Source organism: Candidatus Krumholzibacteriota bacterium, assembly GCA_016932415.1.
Classification (GTDB): domain Bacteria; phylum Krumholzibacteriota; class Krumholzibacteriia; order Krumholzibacteriales; family Krumholzibacteriaceae; genus Krumholzibacterium.
Genome location: JAFGCX010000015.1, coordinates 23440 through 43796, shown reverse-complemented (window position 1 = coordinate 43796; position 20357 = coordinate 23440). Strand labels below are relative to the sequence as shown.

The window sequence follows — 20357 nt, the reverse complement described above, 5'->3', positions numbered from 1 at the left end:
CTAACCGGGCCTGTCAGCTTCGTCTATCCTCTTCAACCCTTCAAGGATCAGATAATCCATTTTGATATCCAGAAATATATCTTCATGTTCAGGGGTCACCTTGTTGAAGAATACAAACTGTCCTGTTTTCCAGGTCAAAACCTCGTACACGACTTCTTTCATCTGTTCCTGCATGGCATTCTGAAGTGATTCAAAATCAAGATACCCATGTCTGATGAGAATATTCCCGATCCTCTCCATACCTTTTCCGTGTTTATACTCATCGAGCGCCTCGTCAAGTTTGACCTGATCAATATATCCCTTTTCTATGAGAAACTGCCCGAGCTTTTTCTTCCTAGTATCGATGGTAGCATAGATCAGTTCACCATCCTTGATAAAAAAACTCGCTACATTCTCGATAGTGATCAGTTTTAATTTTCCGGTGAGGCCGCAGACAGAGGCTACCTGGAAAACCATCGACGGATCAAGAACCGACAGATCTCCACCAAAATCCATTCAGATACCTCCTCTTTCGGCACCGGTATTATTTCTGATCGCTTCAAGTCCGATCCTTGTCTGCGATATTATTACGATTACCAGGGCTGCCGCAAGAATTGTAAAGGTGAACGACTCTATGTTTTTAACGGGAATATTATATGACAACACGTTCTGCAGAAGGATTACAAGGACTCCCACGCCCTGTATACAACCTGCCATCTTGCCTGGCTTTGTCGCTCTCAACCTTGGTGGCCTGCCGATCAGCGTCAGGATTAGCAATCCAACGAAAAACTCAGCGTACCTTACCATAAGGATGATAAAAAGCCACTGCGGAACAAGCCCCTTGATCAATAACCACGAAAAGACAGCTACTGTCGACGCGACATCGGCAAAAGGATCGAGCATCAGGCCAAAGGCTGTCTCCTGCCTGAATCTCCTCGCTATTGCTCCATCAGCCACATCAGACAGAAGGATCAGAATATACATTATCGTGGCCGGCCCGGCCAGACCATGGCTGAAAAGGACTATTACCGGAGCGACAAGCAACAGGCGGATAGAGGTAAGGATATTGGGCGCCTGAAAAGCAGTCACCGGTGATCCGTCAGGTTTCCTGAAGAGCCCTGTCCTCCACAGCGCAAAGATCGTGACCGCCACGAATGGAGGGATCGAATAGGAGAAGATATCCCTTCCCAGCGTTCTGTCATACTGGATGAACAGAATAAGCGACCCCGCGAAGAGAACGCAAAGGATCCAGACGGCAAATTTCAATATTGAGATCCTCAAAGAGGATATGTAATTATTATTGTCATCCATGATCCAAAATTCTATTTCCGTTCATTTAATTCTGCCTGGGCTGCTGCCAGAATAGCAACAGGCACTCTGAACGGAGAGCAACTTACGTAATTAAATCCGTTTTTCCTGCAGAAACCGATCGATGAAGGTTCGCCACCATGCTCTCCGCATATACCGATCTTCAGATCAGACTTGACACTCCTTCCTTTTTCCACAGCGATCTTAATCAGCTGGCCGACTCCTTCCTGGTCAAGTTTCTGGAATGGATCGCTTGGCCAGATCCCTTTTTGAAGATAATCGCCAAGGAACTTACCGGCATCATCGCGGCTCAGTCCGAAAGTCGTCTGAGTAAGATCATTTGTTCCGAATGAAAAGAACTCGGCTGCTTCCGCTATCCTTTCCGCAGTCAATGCGGCTCTGGGGATCTCGATCATCGTTCCGACAAGGAAATCTACCCGCTGGCCCGTCTCGGCCTGTACTTCATCAGCTACCAGCCTCACTATCTCTTCCTGAAGAGTAAATTCTTTAGCCGTCCCTGTCAGTGGTATCATTATCTCAGGTCGAGGATCCATTCCACTGGCGGCAAGAGCGCATGCTGCTTCGAAAATAGCCCTTACCTGCATCTCGGTGATCTCGGGATAGACTATTCCAAGCCTGCATCCTCTGTGGCCCAGCATTGGGTTCGTCTCTTTCAGGGAATCGATCTTTCTTTTCAGTTCTTCTATAGAGATATTCATCATTCCTGCAAGTTCGGCTATCTCACTGTCTTCGTGAGGAAGGAATTCATGAAGCGGAGGATCCAGGGTCCGTATCGTCACGGGCAGGCCATTCATTGCCTTGAATATTCCTTTAAAATCCTCTCTCTGCATCGGCAGGAGTTTATCAAGTGCTCTGTTTCGACCTTCACTGTCCGATGCCAGTATCATCTCTCTCACACTGTCGATCCTGTCATCTTCGAAAAACATATGTTCTGTCCGACAAAGACCGATCCCGCCCGCCCCGAATGAAATGGCGGTCGAGGCCTGGCCTGGCCTGTCGGCGTTAGCCCTTACCCCGAGAGTCCGGATATCATTGGCCCAGGATATAAGCTCATCGTAATATCGATATATCTCCGACTCCTTCCCGTCCAGTTTTTCTTCGATAAGGACCTGCAGGACTTCCGATGGATTTGTCGCGATGGCCCCGGTGAATACTTCACCGGTGTTCCCATCAATCGATATATGATCGCCTTCACGTACAGTTATATTACCAGCCTTTATTATCCTGTCCCTGTAATTGATATCAAGGTCGTTAGCGCCCACGACACACACCTTCCCCATCTGTCTTGCCACAAGGGCCGCGTGGGACGTAGCTCCTCCGGCTGATGTCAGTATCCCTGAAGCCGCGCTCATACCGCGGATATCTTCGGGGCTGGTCTCAATCCTGACAAGGATGACTTCTTCCCCCTTTGCAGCCAGTTCTTCAGCGTCATCGGCATGGAAGACGATTTTCCCCGTCGCGGCGCCCGGACCGGCATTGATTCCCCTGGCGAGAAGCTTTCCTTCCTCGACAGCTTTCTTTTTCTGGGACAGGTCGAAGACAGGCCTCAGGAACTGGTTCATCTGATCAGGGTCGATCCGCATGATCGCTTCTTCCTTCGAGATCATCCCCTCTTTCACCATGTCGACAGCGATCCTGATCGCCGCGAAACCTGTTCTCTTGCCGGCCCTGGTCTGAAGTATCCATAATCTTCCGTTCTGAATAGTAAACTCCAGATCCTGCATATCGGAATAGTGTTTTTCGAGCCTATCCCGTACGCCTGCCAGTTCCTTGTAGATCTCCGGCATTTCTTCCTCCAGCGATGGAAGGTCTCTTTCCCCCTTCTGCAGTATGTTTATCGGTTGAGGTGTCCTTATGCCGGCGACGACATCCTCTCCCTGCGCTTTTATCAGGTATTCGCCATAAAAGATATTTTTCCCTGTTGCCGGGTCCCTGGTGAAAGCGACACCGGTCCCTGAATTGTCATCAAGATTTCCGAAGACCATCGACTGGATATTGACAGCTGTTCCCCATTCGTGCGGAATGCCATTGAGCTTTCTATATGTCTTGGCTCTTTCATTATTCCACGAATTAAAGACGGCGCTGATAGCTTTCCATAACTGCTCATGCGGATCATCGGGGAAATCGATATTCAACCTCTTTCTGATCATGAGTTTGTACTCTTTTATCAGATCTTTCAGATCGTCAGTGTTGAGATCGATGTCCTGGCGCACTCCCGCTTCCTTTTTTTTCCTTGTCAGTATCTCTTCAAAAGGATCGATATCTTCCTTGGTTTCCGGACTGATCTCCAGTACTACATCTCCATACATCTGAATAAACCGCCGGTAACTGTCATATGCGAATCGATCATTTCCGCTTTTTGCAGCCAGCCCCTCGACAGTCGATGGATTGAGCCCGAGATTGAGTACGGTATCCATCATCCCGGGCATACTGACTCTCGCGCCAGACCTGACAGATAAGAGCAGTGGGTTCTTCGGATCTCCGAAGGAACTCCCCATCACCTTTTCAACCATAGCCAGTTTTTCCGAGACTTCCTCCCTGAGGCCATCAGGGAACCTGCCTTCGTTATCATAGAAATAATTACAGACTTCTGTCGATATGGTGAATCCCGATGGTACTGACAATCCCAAGGAAGCCATTTCAGCAAGATTGGCTCCCTTACCTCCAAGAAGGTCCTTCATTTCCGAATTTCCATCCGAATTACCGGCCCCGAAGAAGTATACGCGCTGTCTACCCACCAGTATCCTCCTATCCATTGATTAAACAATACGTTACTACCATATCGGCATAAAACGGTATCTTTTGTAATGTATATCTGAAATCGGGTATATCTGTAAAGATTAAAGTCGATCTGAATCGGGGAGTATTATCTTATCCTTACTGCTTTGCGAGTCGCTTCCCTGTGATCCGTGGCGCAGTGAATAAAATATATTCCACTTGCTACCTGGTCCCCGTTATTATCTGCCCCGTCCCATCCAATCGTTCTTTCCCACCGGAGATATTCCCCATCAACGAGGACTCTGACTATTGCGCCGGCTAAATTGTACACTGCCACATCGACTCTCTCCCATTCCGGAAGGAACAGATCGATCCTCACCTCTTCGTTGAAAGGGTTGGGATAGGCCGGACCGATCGTCACAGAATCCGGTACCGGCCCATCGTACAGTCCCGACGCGAGATATCCCCGCGGTATCCCGTATCCGTAAATATTATCAGGATCTTCATATCTCGAAGCGCTGGCAAGGAGGGAATCCCTCACATCGATCGGGCTCCACTGCGGGTGGAGTTCCAGCAGCTGGGCACAGAGCCCGGCGATCAGCGGCGCGGCGAATGAAGTACCGCTGTAGCTGTAGTATTGATCAGTATATTGATAAGAGACCGAGGTCACGCCGACTCCCTGAGCGACAAGATCAGGCTTTATCCTTCCATCGGCGGTCGGACCATGAGAACTGGACCAGGCGATCTCACCATACCGGTCGACCGATCCGACAGCAATAACGCTGTCACCGTCTGCCGGAGCGATTATCGATACAGGGCCGAGATATCCGAAATTGCCTGCTGAATTTACTACGATGATCCCGTGCGAAACAGCTTTATCAGCAGCTATTGTGCAAAGAGCTGTCTCACCATCAAGCAGATCAGTCGTATACCATTCGATATATCCAAGAGAACTGGTGACAATATCCGCGCCAAGGACGTCAGCCCATTCAATACCGGCGATCCAGTTGTCCTCTTCGACGGTGATCTCTTCTCCGGTGATCTCGGTCTTGGCGAGTAGATAACCGGCTCCCCATGCCGGACCGATCAGATTGCCTTCACTGTATCCCGCTATCGTGCCGAGAACGGCAGTCCCGTGTCTTCCCTGATCAGTATAATCACCCGGCTCGTCCGAGGTGATAGTATCTCCCTGGACAAAATCATACTGATCGACGACGTTAAGGTTGGAAAAAGCTTCATGGGTCAGATCAAAACCTGTGTCCAGAATACAGATCATCACCGGATCGTTCCCCGTTATACTTCCCGAACCGTTATATCCTGCTTCAAGAAGATCGAGCGATTCGATCAGCATCAACTGATCGAAACTCGATCCATATTTTTCGGATAATCGCTCAGATCGATCATTCATGCTCTGAACGCCCGCTTCTATCTTCGATGCAGGCTCTTCCCGTTTTCTTCTGAAAGTCCTTACCGGCTCGATCTTTCTTACGAAAGAAAGACCGGAAAGAAGATCTATATCAGATTCTCTTGCCTCTACGCTCACCGCGTTGAAATATCTTGAGCAGGTACGGATCCTGATTACATATCGGTGGATGATCCCGACATATGTCGTATTGACAGGCCGGTAATCTGATAAGATTGACTCGAGACGGGATCTTTTTCTGATCCTTCTGGCAGCTGCCTGACCCAGGCCGGAGATCTGATCTTCATCCTCCGCCGATTCCACTTCGCCATGATCGGAGAAAAAGACCCACACGCTCAGAATATTCTCATCCCCGCCTGGAAACGGAGCGGTAAAAGGGATCTCCCGGCCGCCTCCCGGATCATGATCATCGATCGCCAGGCGGTCATATGAAGCATCGATCCTGCATGGATATGAAAGCAGCAGCGGGATAATCAAAGCGACACCGAATCTGAATCGAGAAGGCACCTGAATGACCCATCCTTCCACGACAGCAGAGATCACCTTACCTGCCTGAATCCTCTTTTTCTCTTCTTACTCGTCCGATACCAAGATAACAGGCTATGTTGGCATTCTTTTCGATCTCAGGCATTATCAGCTTTTCCACGGTGGACATTATAACCGTCACTCCCGGACCATGTCCATTCGTGACACACGATGCGTGTACGACGATCCCGACGCTCATGGCGCCATTTTTGATCGTTCTTCCATACCGGCAATCGGCGTCCTCTACGGCTATGACATCCCCCAGTCTGAGATCCTCGAGCCCGTATCTGCGCATTGTCTCGGGATCGGGGATCTGGATATCGTAATCACCACTCATACTGTGCCTCGATCCCAGGCCTGATCCCATCAGGGAAGCCGGTATTATATGAGTGACGGGGATTGTTATCCGCTTATCTTCTGGAATGAGCCTGATTTTTCCCAGAAGGCCCGGGTCGATATTCATCATATGAAGCCCTGGAAAATCAATAAGTCTCAATCCCTGGCCGTAAGACCTGATCTGGATCTTGTCTCCGATCACCAGTTTTTCCAGCGTTTCCAGGGAGAAATCTATTATGACATGTTCTACTCCCCCATGTTTTCCCGTGACGACCCCTTTTTCACCGGCGGCTTCCCCCGTTACCACCCGAGCTTCATTTCCGACGCACGTCAAAACGCTCAGTCCTCCGAGGCTTGGATTATCAGCCTCTTTGGAATTCAATGTTATGCTCACTCCCGGTTCTATATGGTCGCCCGCAAAATCGACAGCTGAATCACCGACACAGACATTATACGTTATTCCTCCAGTACCGGGGAGTATATGGGCTTCCCCCGAAGAATCGACAAGATACGGATTCTTCAGAAGAAGACGAGGATAAGACACAAAACCGATGACCGATTTCATGACGAGAAGATCCCTGTTTGTTTTAATCATTTCTTCATCCTGTTGTTAACCGGCCCGTGTGAATACCTTCCGGCCCCAGCGGGGAGGCTGCCCGGACCCCTGAAGCGATACTGGATATTGTCTCGGATGTCAAGGATTTACACGACCGCTCAATGGCCTGTCTCTTGAACTTTTCCAATAAAAAAGCCGCTGCCTTTGACGGCAAGCGGCTCAATGTTCCTTTTTAAACCAGCTCCCGATCATCTGATAATAATGATCCTGCCATAGACCGAACCGCCCGATGACGATTCGCACCTGAAAATATAGACCCCCGAGGAAACATCGTTTCCCCTCTCGTTTCTCACGTCCCAGCTTGCTATTCCATCACTGCCGTCCTCGCTTAAATGCGAATGTTTCCAGACCATGTCACCCGCCACGTTATAAACCCTTATCTCGCACTGCCTGGGGAGATTATGGAATTTTATCGAGTTATCCTCGTAATTATGATAGGCGGGAGAGATCTCCGCCGAAGAACCTGTACGATAGGGATTAGGAACGGCATAGACGTTCATCATCTCCTTATCGGAATCCCCGCCGGAATCAACGGTCATTGAAAGAGTTTTGGCCACCGATTCACAATCGACGAAATTTTCGGGATCGAGCGGATTATCCGGATCTTCGTCGCAGAGATAATTATCTACCTTGTCATGCTGGAATGAGGACGATCCTTTGAAATATCCCCTGTCATAACACGTCACATGATAATAATATTTAAATCCGGGATAAACATTCTCATCGACCCACTCATAATATTTTCGGCCTTCGTTATCAAACCTCGGATAAGCAGGCTCTGTCGTATCGCGGAAATAATCCCACAGCCACAACCATTTGAGCGGCACATCACCCGCAGCTTCAATATCGCTCAATTTGAAATAATCTTCCTTGGATATCTCGACGATCGCGTACATTTCACTGGGAAGGGGGGACAGGCCTCTCCACACGTGGAAGCCCTCAAAATCCTGAAGGTCCATATCGATGATAGCTCCTCCGCCAGTCAGGCTGGTATCTACTATTCCCTCAGAGAATGAAATATCAAAGCCGAGGAAAAGAGAATCTGTCGCGTCCTCTTCATTGAGAAGAATCAAGGGGATCGGATCACCTGGAGTATACAGCGATGTCCCGATATTTATCGTCTTCGAATAGGTACGGTTCACAGGATCGATCGTTTCGATCCTGATCGATATACTTGGATCGACGCCCACTGTAAGAGGATCAGTCGATCCTGTCATCTCCCTTTCGATCCTGACAGTCCTGTCAATATCGCCTGTGTAAAGCCCATCGGTACTCATTTGCGAGATTACCGAAGGATCATATCCCGATATCCAGCTTCGAAAATCGATCGTACCTATTCCGCTCGACAGGCTGTCATGAGGAGGATACCAACGAATGACGGCAGTATTTGATTCCCTGAAAATGGCAAAAGAGTCGACGGGAAACAGATCAAGAGTCAATGTGTCGATAGCCGTCTGCGCGAAGGCACCCTGGCATAAAGCTGATACCGCTATTGAAAAAACGATTACCCACCTGAGCGGTCTTTTTGAAACCACTTTTCCTCCTTTTAAATGCCCGTATCCAGGTCTTTTTCTTTTATTCACTACTTAATATCTGCCATTCGGTAAATATCACATCGATGACCCTGTCAACATCATGCCGGTTAAAGAACCACAGAGGTACTCCGAAATGGAAACTGTAAGCGGGAATGAAGTTGAGGTCTGGTTGTCCCACATACCTGTCCTTGTATTTCGTTACGACCATCGCCATCGGCTGATTGTTGATCGGGGATATCACATTCCTCGCGACCATCCTGTAGGTCGGGTGAAAACATCCCTGGGAAACGTTGATCTGCTTGAAATCCAGCCAGTATTGCGGATCGAATATCTCCACGTAGGTGAAACCGCGGAGCTGTGGATTGAAGAAACATGTCGGACATGTTATTTCATCCCACAGACGCAGACTGTCGGGGAACCCGGCCAGATGTTCGTTCACGATCGGGTCGAGAGTATTCTTCAACGCCCACTTCATGGCATCCCTGTCGACTCTTCTTGTGACGCCGGGAGCCATATCGTCGCCGGTATGCCAGATCGCGTCTACCTTGTCAAGGACGCTCGCGCAATAATCCTTGTACGGCATCGAGTTTACGCCGCTCGTGTCGTCCGAATCGGGAAGCATGTCGTTTTTGAAGACTGCCGGCATCTGCGGCGGAGCGTAGAAAACGTCATAGAAACCCCCGCCACTCCTGTCATTCCTTCCACATGTCAGCATATGACCGCCCTTGGCCATGAAGAGGGCGATATAGTTGATCGATACCTGGGCCGCCTGTCCGACCATACTTTCAGGTATAAAATGCACTATATCCTTCCAGGCTGTGACGGTCGCCGAATTGAACGTCCAGATGATATTGGCGTACTTTCCTATCGTCTCGATTTTCGGGGGATCGAGGTTATAGCTGCGCGCGTCGTAAACATCCCTGTCAGGTTCGAATCCGTCAGCCCTGCTACATATATCGATCCAGAAAGCGTCGTGTTCAGATTCCAGAGGCATCGTACGCAGGGGATTTGGAGTTTCCGTCGATGCCAGATCGTCCACCCAGAGGAGAGTCCTCTCCATTGTAAACTGAATGACTTCGATCTCGATCTTTCCTCTTGTTATCCTGCCCCCGTCATCCTTGACCTCTATGAAGAGGGTATGGACTCCCGAGTATAGTTTCTTCTCTTTGGCACAGGTCGTATACGGGCTGAACGCCCCTCCCCCTTCCCACTGGTTGGGATCTCCAAGATCCTGAATATCCCATCCGTATCTGTATCCGACTATCTCCCCTCCGTAAGAGAAAGCATCAGCTTCCCAGCAGAAATTAAGGGGAATACCGGGAGGGATTTTATGCTGGATCGGATTCATCAATGTGCCGAGAAATTTGGCCCCGCCGAGAAATGGCTCGGTGATTTTGAGGAGGGGACCCTGTTTCCACGATACGGTAAACTGCTTTATATTAAGGTCCTTTTTAAATATGGCACTGACAGCGCCCGCTTCGTCTTTCGCCTGGACAGCGAATATATGCTGCTTGTTCAGCTCGAGCACCTCATCATCGCCGATTTTTGTCGTGCGGCCCGAATCACCGGGCGCCCTGTAATATATCCACCTGCTCCAGAGATCTTCGTAGTCGCCAGGATTTTCATTGAGGTCCTGGATTATTGGAAAATCCTTGTTGTATATACCGTCTTTATCGAGGACGAGGCTCACCATGTAACGGATCGAATCGGGATCCTGCGAATTGGAGGGGGAATCTATTGGATCTCGCGCGTCCCACCTGAAAGTAATGACAGTACTGTATGATAACGTTCCGGCCGGCGGATGGGAGAATATCGCTATCGGAGCAATCGTCCAGGCTGTGAACGATCTGAAGACCACATCCGAACCAAGCCCCTCCTCATCGATAGCCCTGATAAAAAGGGTATGGGTCAGATCGAACCTCGTATAAACCGAAGTAGGATCATCTTCATCGTATGGCCTTGGATTCTCATTGGCAAGAACACGGAATATGCTGTCATGGGCAGTACTTTCGATCCACTTGTCTGCTCCCGCTGTATCCGCCTCGTTAAATCCTATGCCGTCAAGCCCCCCATCGACGATGCATATCTCGAAATGGGATACTTCGCCATCGGGATCCCAGCCACTCCAGTAGAAGTGAACCTGATATCCCGTCGTATCGCCTTCGACAGGCCCGCTTGAAAGCCATATCTCAGGCTTTTCGTTTGTCCTCTGCGAACCGGTAAAGACACCGTCCGAACATCCGTTGATCAAGACAACCGAAAGGGATATCGCTGCTGATACCGCAAATAATAATATTTTCCGCATTACCCCGTGCCTCCTGTCCGCATCATTGACAACTCCCCCGTAAAAGGGTTAAAACTTTTTATATACATAAATCAGCTTTATATAGAAATTTTTCAGTTCCCTGTCATACCTCGCGTAGTTAGAAGGATAACGCTCTACCTCGCACCACGATCCAAGCAATTCCATCACGCAGGGATCTTCCGTGTTAAAGATGGGACTTGTGCACCTGATTCCCTCTTTGAAGGTATCTGCCGAGCGCAGGTCTTTTCCGGTTAGCGTCAGAACCTGGTCTCCCATCCATCCCGGAGGAGTACTTACAAAATTCGAATCGGGCCAGTCATACGTGTAATCGGGATCGGTCGGAATAACGAGTTTGAATACGCATTCCTGCATAAGCTGGTTGACCGGTGAGTTTGATATCCACTCATCCTCCAGCCTGAAATAATAATCCTCATCGGAATCGATCTTGAACCGCCAGCTCTTTATTCCCGATCCGGGCGGATCCCTTCTGTCATCATGCCCGGTAGCCCTGATGATGAATTTATACCAGAGGGTTATGAAATCCCCCGTTTCATCATACGATATCGCGAAGGCGTTGCATGTATCCCCCATGGTATAGAGCGGCGTACTCATGTTTATATAAAGAGTATCTGAATTCAGTGGTTTGAATTCGATCGATGCCGTCGTCGCGGGAATCGAGTCGATACCTATCTGAAGATTATCTATAGTGGGAGTATAGTTGCCGTAGAACGAGACCGAGTCCGGTGTCCCGTCGGCCCTGTACTGCTCATCGAACGATCTGGCGTTGAAGACATACCTGTTGCTGCCCACGCGCATAGTTACTGAATCCTCATCTGCATAGCAGTTTGTGTCCTCTGCCCTGTTAGCCGGATACCACGGAGTCGAATATGAGGATATACCGCCGTCGACAGCAGTTCCCCATCTCTTGAACTGGAACTGGAACCTGATAGGTATTGGAGGATCATACTGAAGAATATCCCTCTGATCGTCCCAGCCGAGGTAGTGCATCCTCAACCTGGAATTGTAAGGAAGGGTGTCGACGATCCCATCGTTGAAATCAATCGTCCTGATCGCCGTATCGCCGTTCATCATGGTAAAATAGTTATCTCCATAGAGGATCTCTGTATCGGGGTCATGATTGATCACTATCTGGCAGACTCCATCACCGCTGACTATATCGGATCTGGAAAGCGCGCCGGCTTCATCGCGGGCAATGACCTTGAAATAGAAATCTCCGCTCGGAAGAAAACTCTGCTCATTATTACTGATCGCTATCGCCAGGGTATCGGGGGGCGGGATCCTCCAGTCAGGATCTCCGTCGCCATTGAGATCCGGATAGACCTTCCCTCCGTATATCCATCTGTACCCTGTTATCTCATTATTGCACGTCGATCCCCAGAACCTTATATTGACATTTTTGAACATGCTTATTGTATCGGGAGCATCAGCGTTATACGGTATCCAGTCAATACCATCCTGGCTGGTCCAGAACTCGACCTCGGGAAGACAATCGACCTTCGCCTTGAATTCCACCCTGGCAGGAGATTTATCCATCTTGCCGAGATCATCAATAGCGACTATATGGAAAGCCTGCCTGTTGATCATAGCGCCTATTTCGCTGTCATATCCCGTAAAAACGAATTCCGTGTCGGTCGCCGTGGTAAAATTACCAAGGATATAATCCGAGCCTCTCGCTTCGGGATTCCAGTCGAGCAGTTCCAGATCTGCCTGAAGGTAGGGATCCAGCGTTCGCAGGGTATCGGACCGATACCACATATACCTCGTGACGATACCGTCCCCGTCCTCACCATGCCAGTACAGGTGCACCCTGTAATCCGTTTCGGTAGTCTCGGGGGGAGCGACGGTCAGGTAGGTCTCCGGAGCCCTGTTTGTATCGAGGGGTTCCCTTTCCTCCCTGCAGGCGGGTAGTATCATTAACAGAGTAATGATGAACAAAGATACTATACCTATAGTATTACGTGAATTAAAGCGTTTCATATCCACCCTTCTCTTCAGTATTTTTCCCAGCGGATGTAGTGCCTCCAATCTATATGTAATATATGTATTTGAAAATTTGCATGTCAATGAAATTCGATAGATTTACGATTTTGCGCCAAGAAATCCGGGGCAAAAAAACGGACCGGGGATCTGGTCCCCGGTCCGAAAAAACGATCGTTATCTCTTCCAACCGAAGTTAGCGGAGAAGGATCATTTTCTTTGTGCTCTCATAGTTGTCTGCCTTCAGTTTGTAGAAGTAGACGCCACTTGCGACGCTAGAACCGAGATCGTTCGTTCCGTCCCAAGCGATATCATGAGAACCGGCTTCCCAAACCTTGTTGGTAAGCGTGCTTACCAGCTGTCCGGCAACGTTGTAAACCTTGAGGCTTACATGACCCTTGTTAGCAATGCTGAACTTGATCGTCGTTGACGGGTTGAACGGGTTGGGATAGTTCTGACCCAGCGCGTAGGTCAAAGGTGTCGTGTCGCCGGTAACATCTTCGGAGACACCGTTCAGGAAGAATTCCCAAGTCTTCTTGACGAATTCGTTCCTGGCAAGCGTTCCGCCGTCACCGTTGCGTACATACATGAAGCTGTGTCCGACCCATGAGGTGCGGGCTGTACCACCGAAGAGGTTGGTATACTGGTTACGAACGCCAACATAGTAGTTGGTCGACTCGTACGCAGGCAGCTGCAGTGTTTCAACACCGGTACCAGTCGCGCTGATAACATCGAAAGCGTTGATGATGGGACATCCGCCGAACGCGTAGTACGAAAGTCCGGCATAGATATCAATACCAGTCACCAGCGGAGTTATGACACCGCCGGCCTCACGGCCACCGGTAAGGTCATAATAACTGTCGTACAGATAGTTGACGCCACAAGCCGTAACCATGAAATCCAGAGCGATCTGAGCTTCAGATCCTGCCAGATCATTGGCTACCTCGTCACCGAGTACCCACAGGTTGGCTTTTTCGCCATCAGGCTTCTGCTCAAGCCAGTTGTAGAGAAGGTCGGCGTCATTGCTCTTGTCACTATGATCGGTTCCCTCGGTAATGGTACCTGAGTTCAGGTTACCACTATCCCAGACTACCTTCTCATAGAAATCGAGCATGAAATCGAGGGTCGCGCGGCTTCCCAGTCCGTTGGAGACCAGCGAAGACGGTCCATTGGTGTCATAACGATCCGGCATGATGCCGCCAGGGATGACAGCCGCGAATGCGGGATCGAAATAGGTCTGGACTGTTCCATCGAATGTTCCACGACCATGGAAATCATCTACGTAGAGTATGCCGGTATTGAGCGTAGGCAGACAGTAGATCTCGAACCTGTTACCGTAAGGATCTGTAGCAGTGTTCGGCAACGTCGAAGATTCGTTGTTGAGATCCCATGCTTCAAAGTAATACTCAATCTTGTACCCTCTCGTGAAGAGAGAGTCGTTAAGGTCGAGCATGTACTTGCCATCAGCCTCGTTGCCTGCAGCCGTACGGGCTGTCGGGCAGAGGAACTTGTTCCAGAGGCCGTCGTTCGAGATATACCAGCCATACTTGTCGGTTCCGGGATTACCCAGGCTGGGATCCTCGAGTGAAGAACCCAGAAGAGGGCTTGTCTTCAAAGGCGCGGGGCCTTCGTATGTCACCTTGACATAGCAGTAGACTTCCTCTTTCACACCGATATCTCCACCGAAATCGTTGGTGCGGAGGCCGCCCGCGATCGGCGAAGAACAATCGACTACGAGCGAATCGCCCGGATCGATTACGGGATCAGCGTTATCCCTGAGATCGTTCGCTGCATCTACTCTGACCCAACGCTCGACAGCGACTCCGGTCCCATCCGGACCGGCAAAGTTATCCTGCCAGAAGTCGAGATCACGCCATGCCCACTGCGGACCTGAGGTCTCATAGCGGTACAGGCGGACATTGTCAAGCCATGGTGAAGGTGTGTGAGCAGCGCAGTTTCCATATTTTCCGAACCAGGCATCGCACATGTCGGCGACACCGATCTGGACCTGGATACCGTCTGTTCCGTCGCCCTCATAGAGATCGCTGATATCCCATCCACCCTGGATGTAATCTTTGTCGCCACCGTAGTAGACAAAGTTACGATCGAGCCACTGACCGGGACATCCGTCAACAACTGTGCGGATACCCCAGGTGTAGAATATCAGGTTGGCAAGAGGAAGATCGCGATAGGCAGTGAATTCATAGACAAGGCCACCGAAAGCGCTTGCATTCGGGATCGCCGTATCCTGAACATTGTTCCTGCCACTCGAGTACAGCGTGAAATCTATCACGGGAGAGACGAGGGACTCATCCTGACAAGGGGCGGCGGTTCCGCCGGGGCCCGTGCAGAAAGGAGTATCGAACAGTCCGGGATAATCTGAACTCGGGTACGATGAACCCTGGAAGAAGATCACCTGTGTCGCGAAGTTGTCGCCACAGGGGTCTTTGTCCAGAAGGTTGTTGCCAAGACCACAGAAGCTACCGAAGGCATCTTCGCCCTTGGCATACCAGAAATTACCGTCGGCAAATTTCTGGTCGAGTGCTTCGCCTTCCCAGTTCTCATAGTTGATCGTAGCGCCGACATCGGATACGGTGATATCATCAACGATGAAAGCACCGTCTGTATCCCAGAGGCCGTCCGCGTCTGACCACGCGCCATCAGAGATCATGTGGAAGCGAAGTTTTGTTTTGGAGTTCGCGATCGAGAACTGATCAATAGCAACGGTATCAGCCGCGCCCTGATAGTTAGCGATCTCGATCCAGTTGTCATCACCAGCGTCATACTCTACCAGAACGTAATCGAAATCTCCACCCTCTACATCGTAGTAGGCGGTGTATCCCAGCGAAACGACGCCGTTGAAGAAGAATGCATCCGTTGTAAGATGCTGGTTCCAGCCGTTACCATAGCCCGGGGCTGCTTCCCACGAGCAAAGGTAGATGAACGGCGCATACGATCTGCCGTCATCCCATGCGCGGGATCCGCACCACATCGATTTGGTTCCTTCCAAAGGAACAAGGGCACCATAGGCTCCGCCGCCGAGACCGGCGAAATCGTCTACATGGAAGAAGACTTCGATCTGCTCAGTGTTGTCCAGGAATGTCCAACCCTGCCAGTTCATCTGCTCAAAATCATACCATGCGAGACAGTAGGAATCTACGGTCGCCGCCGTCATGAGACTTCTTGCACCCTGATCAATGTTTTCAAGGTTCTCATTTTCATGGAGTGCTCTCATGATCCGCTTGCCGCTCTTATCGATATCACGCGCCGACACGGTACCGACGAACGCAGCAAGGAGGCAAACGCCTAGTAAGATTACCAAGGCTTTCCTCATTATTTTATTCCCCCCAGCGTTAAGAGAATAATCCTGATTATTTATATCCCGAAAAAAAGTGCGCTTTAAGTCCCCCTACCTACCAGATCTAAATCAGTCACCTCCCAACCAGATCCGGAACTTCCTCAAGGCCCTCCCGTTGAATTCCATCATGTGTCGAGCAAGTTGGCACTCCACGGCGGTCGGCGTAGGGTATTTCCTTAAGGTCGATAAGGCTGCTCCCATTGAGCAAGACACTCATCTTCTCGAGATTGATGCCATTATAGCATGGAAACTTAATATATGTCAACATGTTATTTTGATCTGAATATCCCCGCCCGCAGTCATCAGATAGAGTGGGATACGCTTTTTTTCACCCGCCTCGCCGGCATGAAAAAAAGCTTTTTTCTCCCCGCCCGGGCGAGAGGCCCGGAGAGACTTCTCTCTCATTCCCCCGCTATCTCGGAATAATAGCAGAAAATGCCGAAGGCGTTATGAAGGGCTCCCAGAAAAGATATCCTGTTATCTTTTATAGCGTTATCGTCACAGTTGACCAGCACCGCGTCAAAATAAGCGTTGATACCTGGAACAAGCTCCTCGAGGATATCGAAAGACCCGGCGTATTCTTCCGGACTTTCGATCGCAGCAAGTGCTGTGGCGGATCGAGTCACTGAATCAAGGAACAGGTGTTCGGCCTCTTCCCTGAAGAGCAGGCTGGAAAATCCCAGCTTTTCCTCATCACCCCGTGATAGAGCCTCAAGCGCTGCCGGAGCCGTCTTCCTGTCCGCTTTTTTCCTCAGCTCTTTGGGAAGTATATTGGTGATCCTCTTCATCGCCAGGACAAAAGCGGAAAGCCTTCCGTCCCTACGCATCTCCTGAAGCTTTCCAGCCATCAGGAAGACAGCATACGGCGACTTCCATGGAGAAGCGAGAACAGCCGATACAAGATCAGGATCATGCCCTTCCCCCCTGAGGATCGTCACGAACCTCTGCTCGAACAATTCAGCGATCCGCCCCTCGATCTGCCCGTTGAATACGGAGGCGTCTATATTTTCCGGTCCGGCAAAAAGGGCGATGGATTTTTTTATCGCCCCTCCCAGATCGACATCGATCCTTTTTTCTATCATCATCCTCAGGATGCTCATCGAACTGCGCCTGAGGGCATACGGGTCCTGCGATCCCGAAGGTTCCAGTCCCAGAATGAAACATCCGCAGACAGTATCGAGCTTGTCGGCGATAGACAGGATCAGCCCCGTTCCTGTCGAGGGAAGGACGTCACCGGCGAATCTCGGAAAATAATGTTCATAGATCGCGTCCGACACAGCATCGTTTTCTCCCGACACCTTTGCGTATTCCCTCCCGATATATCCCTGCAGAAGAGTGAATTCCTTGCCATCCTTGACCATCTCGCTCGCCAGATCAGCCTTGGCGAGCATTGCCGCCCTTCGCAGATCATCCTCATCGGGCCGGATATCGGCAGGGAAGAATCGAATGAAATATGACGACAGCTCCGCTATCCTGCCAGCTTTCTCCTTCAGGCTGCCAAGACCTTCAAGCCAGACTATCCTTTCGAGCTTTTCGGCCATCTTCTCAAGCGGTTCCGATGAATCTTCCATGAAATAGAATTTCGCGTCGGCGAGCCTCGCCTGCAGCACTCTCTCATAACCTTTCAAAATCTCTTTTTTATTCCGTTTCGCCCCGTCGGCGAAAGCGATGAAATCAGGTCTGAGCCTGCCCTTTTCATCCTCGACTGAAAAATATCTCTGGTGGCTCTTAAGCGCCGTCACTATGACCTCTCGTGGAAGTTCGAGGAATGAACTGTCAAATCTCCCCGCGAGAACGACTGGCGATTCAACAAGATTGGCAACCATCGCGCACAGATCATCATCTTCTACAAGCCTGCCTCCCGTCCCGGCCGCTTCTTTCCTGGCAAGCGCCTCGACTTTTTTCTTTCTCCTCAGGGGATCGAGGATTATCTGGTTATTTTTCAGAAGCGAAAAATACTCCTTTATACCGGCCACCCTTACCATATCAGTCGAATAGGGCGAGAGTCTTGTTCCGGCGGAAGAGACCAGACCGGCGATCCTGAACGGGAACAGCCTGGACCCGTAAAAAGACAGTATCCACCTTACAGGCCTGGCAAACCTGAAATCGCTTTTATCCCATTTCATCACCTTGGGGAATCTTATATTGGAGATTATTTCCGGGATGGTCGCAAGAAGGATCTCTTCAGTCCCGCGGCTCTCGGTCTTTTTAATGACGGCAAGATATTCACCCTTTCCCGTATCCACCCTTGTAAGAGCGGCCAGATCGACACCCTGCCTGCTGGCGAAACCGGCAGCAGCTTTTGTATACTTTCCATCAGGATCGAGCGCCACTGAGACCGGGGGGCCTGTCACGATCTCCTCAGCCGAATCCTGTACTGTCGCCAGTCCTTTCACCTCAAGCACCAGTCTGTTCGGGGTCGCGGCAAGATAGATCGAGTCGTATGATATCCTCTCCGTTCTCATCGCCAGGGCAAAAGATTCCTCGAGCTGCCTCACGGCTCCTTCTATGTACCCGCTTGGCAGGTTTTCGCATCCAATCTCCAGAAGAAAATCTTTTTTCATCTGACCTTCCTCCCCAAACCCGCAGGGTCCTTTATCAAGGGATACCCGAGGTGTTCGCGCCTGGCGATATATGATTCAGCAGTCTTTCTGGCAAGTTCCCTGATCTTTCCGATATAGCTCGTCCGTTCCGATACCGAGATCGCCCCCCTCGCGTCGAGGATATTGAATATATGCGAACATTTCAGGACATAATCGTACGATGGAAGAATAAGATCCCTCTCCAGCATCTTCACCGCTTCTTTCTGATACTTTTCGAATATTCCAAAATAAAGATCGAGATCGGCCGCCTCAAAATGAAAAGAGCTGAATTCCTTCTCCGATTCCCTGAATAATTCTCCCCATTTGACACCACCTCCCCACTCGATCTCCATTATATCGTCTACTTTCTGGATATACATACATATTCGCTCCAGCCCGTAGGTGATCTCCGCCGATATCGGATCAAGCTCGATTCCACCGGCCTGCTGAAAATATGTGAACTGCGTTATCTCCATCCCGTCAAGCCATACTTCCCAGCCAAGTCCCGACGCGCCCAGGGTCGGGGATTCCCAGTCATCCTCGAGAAGTCTTATATCATGCCGGGAGCGATCTATTCCGATCCGCTCAAGGCTCTGTATGAAAAGGGGAAGTACATTCTCCGGCGCCGGCTTGAGGATCACCTGGAACTGGTTGAACTGCTGGACCCTGTTGGGATTCTCTCCATATCTTCCGTCTTTTGGCCTCTTGCTTGGTTCAATATATGCCGCCTTCCAGGGCTCAGGGCCGAGAACTCTGAGGAATGTTCCTGGATTCATCGTCCCCGCTCCCACCTCGGAGTTGTACGGCGTGATTATCAGGCATCCTTCCTCCCGCCAGAATTCACTCAAAGCCGATACGATCTCCTGAAATGTCACTGCTGATCAACTCCTTTTAATATCTTCAGGGCGCCTGGCAACCTGTAACCGGCTACATGATGAAGGAATACCGTGTGAAGCATCCTGCCGATCTCACTTCTCTCGGCCCGGCCTATCTTCATCTCTTCGGTCAGGCTGGTCTCAGCGGTCTCCATCTTCCCAAGTATCCCGGTCGAACCGGCCGAAAGATGGACCAGACGGCCTTTACAGCACTTTTCGCACGATACCTGTCCACTTACAGGATCGATATTGGCCGCTTTTCCCGCAAGAGATTTTTTACAGAGGCAGCATCGATCGATAGAAGGATAAAATCCCATCATCGAAAGAAGTCTGACCTCCATCGCAAAGAATACGGCCCATGGATCTGCCGACCTGTCCAGCCTTGTGATAAATCTCTCGAACAGGTCGAAGAGACCGGTATCATCCTCTTCTTCTATCGTCGACCTGTCGATCACCTCTATTCCCGCCTGAAAGATGCAGAGCCTTTCCAGGTCTCCACTTCCGGAATCAAAAACGGAACTTGTCTCGATCTCTTTCAGAATCTGCAGGCCTCTGCCCGGTTTATTGTAAAATACCGCTTCTCCGGAATTTCCCGTTCTCAGATGGCCATGATATCTGTTCTTTCCATTTTTGGCACCGCGGGCGATAAATCTCAGTTTTCCATGCCTTCTGGTAAGCGATACAGCTATTACGCTTGTCTCCCCGAAATCATAAGTGCGCAGAATCACGAGGCGATCCCTGATAATCTCACTCAAACCGGTCCACTCCGGGGTTTGCC

Annotated in this window: 12 protein-coding genes; all 12 read right to left on the bottom strand. The window is 50.2% G+C overall.

Annotation, left to right across the window (positions count from 1 at the left end; translation table 11 throughout):
• Window positions 1–495, bottom strand: coding sequence for a DUF4388 domain-containing protein (locus JW814_05875; protein ID MBN2070968.1), 495 nt, complete (start codon window positions 493–495; stop codon window positions 1–3).
• On the bottom strand, window positions 496–1245 hold the full coding sequence (locus tag JW814_05870; GenBank protein MBN2070967.1) for a CDP-alcohol phosphatidyltransferase family protein: 750 nt from the start codon (window positions 1243–1245) through the stop codon (window positions 496–498).
• A 56-nt stretch (window positions 1246–1301) separates the two neighbouring features.
• Window positions 1302–4064 (bottom strand): pyruvate, phosphate dikinase, encoded by a 2763-nt coding sequence (locus JW814_05865; GenBank protein MBN2070966.1) that lies wholly within the window; start codon window positions 4062–4064, stop codon window positions 1302–1304.
• A gap of 110 nt (window positions 4065–4174) precedes the next feature.
• Window positions 4175–5956: a S8 family peptidase gene (locus JW814_05860; GenBank protein MBN2070965.1), complete on the bottom strand. Its 1782-nt coding sequence runs from the start codon at window positions 5954–5956 to the stop codon at window positions 4175–4177.
• A 37-nt stretch (window positions 5957–5993) separates the two neighbouring features.
• Window positions 5994–6905: a DUF4438 domain-containing protein gene (locus JW814_05855; GenBank protein ID MBN2070964.1), complete on the bottom strand. Its 912-nt coding sequence runs from the start codon at window positions 6903–6905 to the stop codon at window positions 5994–5996.
• A gap of 209 nt (window positions 6906–7114) precedes the next feature.
• Window positions 7115–8461 carry a hypothetical protein gene (locus tag JW814_05850; protein MBN2070963.1) on the bottom strand — a complete coding sequence of 449 codons (1347 nt, stop codon included), beginning with the start codon at window positions 8459–8461 and terminating at the stop codon, window positions 7115–7117.
• A 40-nt stretch (window positions 8462–8501) separates the two neighbouring features.
• A complete protein-coding gene (locus tag JW814_05845) occupies window positions 8502–10766 on the bottom strand; it encodes a hypothetical protein (GenBank protein ID MBN2070962.1) in 2265 nt (754 codons plus the stop codon).
• Window positions 10767–10814: 48 nt separating this feature from the next.
• On the bottom strand, window positions 10815–12764 hold the full coding sequence (locus tag JW814_05840; GenBank protein ID MBN2070961.1) for a hypothetical protein: 1950 nt from the start codon (window positions 12762–12764) through the stop codon (window positions 10815–10817).
• Window positions 12765–12960: 196 nt separating this feature from the next.
• Window positions 12961–16098, bottom strand: coding sequence for a T9SS type A sorting domain-containing protein (locus JW814_05835; GenBank protein ID MBN2070960.1), 3138 nt, complete (start codon window positions 16096–16098; stop codon window positions 12961–12963).
• Window positions 16099–16523: 425 nt separating this feature from the next.
• Complete coding sequence (locus JW814_05830) at window positions 16524–18686, bottom strand: glycine--tRNA ligase subunit beta (GenBank protein MBN2070959.1); 2163 nt, start codon at window positions 18684–18686, stop codon at window positions 16524–16526.
• Entirely contained in the window at window positions 18683–19579 is an 897-nt protein-coding gene (gene glyQ / locus JW814_05825; protein ID MBN2070958.1) for a glycine--tRNA ligase subunit alpha, read from the bottom strand. Before glyQ ends, JW814_05830 begins: the two co-directional genes overlap by 4 nt.
• A complete protein-coding gene (gene recO / locus JW814_05820; GenBank protein ID MBN2070957.1) occupies window positions 19576–20334 on the bottom strand; it encodes a DNA repair protein RecO in 759 nt (252 codons plus the stop codon). The genes glyQ and recO overlap by 4 nt, the downstream gene beginning before the upstream one ends.
• Window positions 20335–20357 lie beyond the last annotated feature (23 nt).